Genomic DNA, 3997 nt, shown 5'->3' on the forward strand with positions numbered 1-3997 from the left:
CGCGCGGGCCGCCCAGCCGGCGTGGGCGGCGCGCAGCGTGGCCGAGCGGGCCCGGGTGCTGGCCGCGGTCCACGACCTGGTCCTGCGCCGGCGCGAGGAGCTCACCGACCTGGTGCAGGTCGTCACCGGCAAGTCGCGCGGCGACGCGTTCCTCGAGGTCGTCGGCGTCCTGCAGGTCGCCCGCTGGCACGCCCGCCGCGGCCCGGCCGTGCTCCGGCCCGAGGCCAGGCCGGGCTTCGTCCCGGTGCTCAGCCGGGCGCTCGTGCGGCGGGTGCCGGTCGGGCTCGTGGCCAACGTGGCCGCCTGGAACTACCCGCTCGTCTTCGTGCTCGGCGACGCGCTGCCGGCCCTGCTGGCCGGGGACGCCGTGCTCACCAAGCCCGCGCTGCGCTCGGTGCCGCTGGCCGGTGCGGTCGCCGGCCTGCTGCGCGACGCGGGCCTGCCCGACGGGCTGTTCGCGGTCCTGGCCGGGGACTCCGCGGCGCTGGGGGAGCAGGTCGTCGACGTGGCCGACCACGTCCTGTTCACCGGGTCGGAGGCCGTGGGCCGGCAGGTCGCCGCGCGCGCCGGGGCCCGCCTGGTCGGCTGCACCCTGGAGCTCGGCGGCAAGAACGCGATGTACGTCGCCGCCGACGCCGACGTCCCCCGGGCCGCCGCGGCGGCGGTGCGCGACTGCTTCGGCGGGGCGGGCCAGACCTGCACGTCCAGCGAGCGGCTGTACGTCCACGCGGACGTCGCGTCCCGGTTCCGCGCGGAGCTGCTGCGGCGCCTGGCGCAGCTGCGGCTGGGCTGGACCCGCGACGGCACGGTCGACATGGGCAGCCTCGTCTCGCCCGAGCACCTGGCGCGCGTGCTGGAGCACGTGCAGGACGCCGTCGACCGCGGCGCCACCGTGCTGGCGGGCGGCCGTGCCCGTCCGGACCTCGGCCCGTCGTTCATGGAGCCGACCGTCCTCGCCGACGTGCCCGACGGCGCCCGCTGCCGGACGGAGGAGACCTTCGGCCCCGTCGTCGTCCTCACCGAGGTGGCCTCGGACGAGGAGGCGCTCGCCGCGGTCGGCGCGACCACCACCGGGCTCATGGCCAGCGTGTGGTCGCGGGACGTGCGGCGCGCGCAGCAGCTGGCCGCGCAGGTGCGCACCGGCACCGTGGTGGTGAACGAGGTGCACCTGCTGGCGTGGGGCTCGGTCGCCGCACCGGTCGGCGGCACGGGGACCAGCGGGTACGGCCGCCGGTACGGCCGCGAGGGCCTGCACGAGGTGACCCGCGCCCAGGTCGTCCTCACCCAGCACGGCCCGCTGGCCTCGTGGCTGCTCGACCGCCCGCCGACCACGCGCTCGCGCCTGCTCACCCTCACCGCGCGGGCACTGCACGGTCTGGGCATGCCGTGACGGGCCGCGCGGCCGGCGGTGCCGGACCGCGGGGCCTCGACCACGACGTCGTCGTCGTCGGCTCCGGCTTCGGCGGGTCCGTCGCCGCGCTGCGGCTGGCCGAGAAGGGCTACGACGTCCTCGTCTACGAGGCGGGGCGCCGCTTCGCCGACGACGAGCACGCCCGCACCTCGTGGGACCTGCCCCGCTACCTCTGGGCACCCCGGCTCGGCTGGTACGGCGTGCAGCGGATCCACCGCCTGCCTCACGTCGTCGTGCTCGCGGGCGCCGGGGTCGGCGGCGGCTCGCTCAACTACGCCAACACGCTCTACCGGCCGCCGGCGGCGTTCTACCGCTCGGGGCCGTGGGCCGCGCTGGCGGACTGGGAGGCCGAGCTCGCCCCGCACTACGACACCGCGGAGCGGATGCTCGGCGTGGTGACGAGCACGTTCCACGGCCCGGTGGAGGAGGCGATGCGCCGAACCGCCGAGGACATGGGCGTGGGCAGCACGTTCGCCCACGTCCCGGTGGGGGTGTTCCTGCCCACCCCGACCGTGCGCGCCGGGACCACGGTGCCCGACCCCTTCTTCGGCGGACGGGGTCCTGCCCGGACGGCCTGCGACGGGTGCGGCAACTGCATGGTCGGGTGCCGCCGGGGCGCCAAGAACACGCTCGTCAAGAACTACCTCTACCTGGCCGAGGCCGCCGGCGCGCGGGTCGAGCCGCTGCGCACGGTCACCCGGGTCGAGCCGCTGGACCCGTCCCGCCCGGGGTCGGGGTGGCGCGTGACGACCCGGCGCACCGGCAGCCCGGGCGTCCCGGGGCTGCGCCGGGTGGTGCGCTCGGTGACGTGCGCCGACGTGGTCCTGGCCGCGGGCGCGTGGGGGACGCAGTCCCTGCTGCAGCGGATGCGGGCGGAGGGCGTGCTCCCTGACCTGCCCGCCGCGCTCGGGACGCTGACCCGCACCAACTCCGAGGCGCTCGTGGGCGTCACCACCGACACCGTGCCGCGCGGCGCCGACCTCACCCGCGGGCTGGCGATCACCTCCTCGTTCCACCCGACGCCGGACACCCACGTGGAGAACGTCCGCTACGGCCCCGGGTCCGACGCCATGGGGCTGCTCGGCACCCTGCTCGTCGACGGCGGCGGGCGCTGGCCGCGTCCGGTGCGGTTCCTCGGCCTGGCTGTCCGGCACCCCCTGGCCCTGGCCCGCAGCGTCTCCGTCCGGTCGTGGAGCCGCCGCTCGGTGATCGGGCTCGTCATGCAGACCCGGGACAACTCCCTGACGACGTCGTGGCGCCGGGGGCGGCTGCTGCCCGGCCGGCTGACGTCGGCACCGGGGCACGGCGAGCCCCACCCGTCGTGGATCCCGACGGCGCACACCGCGGTCCGCCGGCTCGCGGCGCGCGTGGAGGAGGGCGTGGGCGTCCGCGCCCGAGCCGGCGGGACCGTCGCCGACGTCCTCGACGTCCCCATGACGGCCCACTTCCTGGGCGGCTGCCCGATCGGGACGGGACCGGAGGACTCGGTCCTCGACGCCTCCCAGCAGGTGCACGGCCACCCCGGTCTCCACGTGGTCGACGGCTCCGCGGTGAGCGCCAACCTGGGCGTCAACCCGTCGCTGACGATCACCGCCCAGGCCGAGCGGGTGTTCTCCCGCTGGCCCTCCCGGGGCGACCGCGGGCAGTCCCCGACCGTGATCACTCAACGCGACGGGTCGTCGTCGAGGAGTGAGCGCGCTACCCCGTGAGGTGATGACCGCGGCCCGGCGCGACCCGGACGGCTCCAGAGTCCGCGACAGCCTGCCGACGGGGCGGTGGAGTGGGGCCATGCAGCGACACGGCGTCCGTCGGCACCCCTCCCGCAGCACCCGGGTCCTGGGCGGCGCCGCGCTCGCCGCCGCCGTCGTCCTCGCCCCGGCGACGTCCGCGCTCGCGGCCGACGAGGACCTGGCCGACCCGCCCGTCGAGGCGGTCGCGCCCTCCGAGCCGGTCGAGGTGGCCGAGGTCGTGGCGCCGGCCGAGGCCGCAGAGGTCGTCGCGCCTGCCGAGGCCGTCGAGGCCGTCGAGGTCGTCGAGCCGGCGCCCTCCGACGAGCCCGTGCCGACCGACCAGGGCGGTCTCTACCGCTCGACGCTCGAGCCGATGGTGCCCGCGGGGTGCGACCCGGTCGTCGTCGACCTGCCGCTGGCCGACGGCGTCACCTGGTGGGTGCAGGAGCTCGACATGGTGTCCCTGGCCGAGCTGCCCCTGCGGCTGGACCCCACCACCCGGACCAGCCTCGTCGCCGTGCTGTCGCCGGACCGCGTCTTCGAGGACGGCTCGACGAGCGCCGTGTGGGTGGTGGCCCCCTCCGGTGCGGACATCAGCACCGGGTGCACGCCCGCGCCGGTGGTGGACGTGGTGGCGGTCGTGGAGGAGGTCGTCGGCGTCGTCGATGCGGTGGCGCCGGAGGTCATCGCACCGTCCGCACCGGTGGTCCCCGTCGAGCCCGCCCCGGCCCCCGTTCCTGCGCCCGCACCCGTCCCCGCCGCTCCCGTCGCGGTCCCCGCGCCCGCCGTCGCCGCTCCCGCCGGTGACGCCGTCGTGCCGGCCCCGTCGCCCCGTGCCGCCGAGCGCGCCGCGCAG

3 protein-coding genes are annotated in these 3997 nt (G+C 77.4%); all 3 read left to right on the forward strand.

What is annotated here, in order from left to right; all coding sequences use genetic code 11:
* A partial coding sequence (locus tag WCS02_RS18390) for a succinic semialdehyde dehydrogenase (protein WP_340295742.1) occupies positions 1 to 1390 on the forward strand: 1390 nt, incomplete at its 5' end.
* Positions 1387 to 3120 (forward strand): FAD-dependent oxidoreductase, encoded by a 1734-nt coding sequence (locus WCS02_RS18395; RefSeq protein ID WP_340295743.1) that lies wholly within the window; start codon positions 1387 to 1389, stop codon positions 3118 to 3120. The genes WCS02_RS18390 and WCS02_RS18395, both read left to right, overlap by 4 nt.
* A 79-nt stretch (positions 3121 to 3199) precedes the next feature.
* The coding region (locus tag WCS02_RS18400; protein ID WP_422665435.1) for a hypothetical protein at positions 3200 to 3997 on the forward strand (798 nt) is incomplete at its 3' end.

This window comes from Aquipuribacter hungaricus (assembly GCF_037860755.1).
Classification (GTDB): Bacteria; Actinomycetota; Actinomycetes; order Actinomycetales; family JBBAYJ01; genus Aquipuribacter; species Aquipuribacter hungaricus.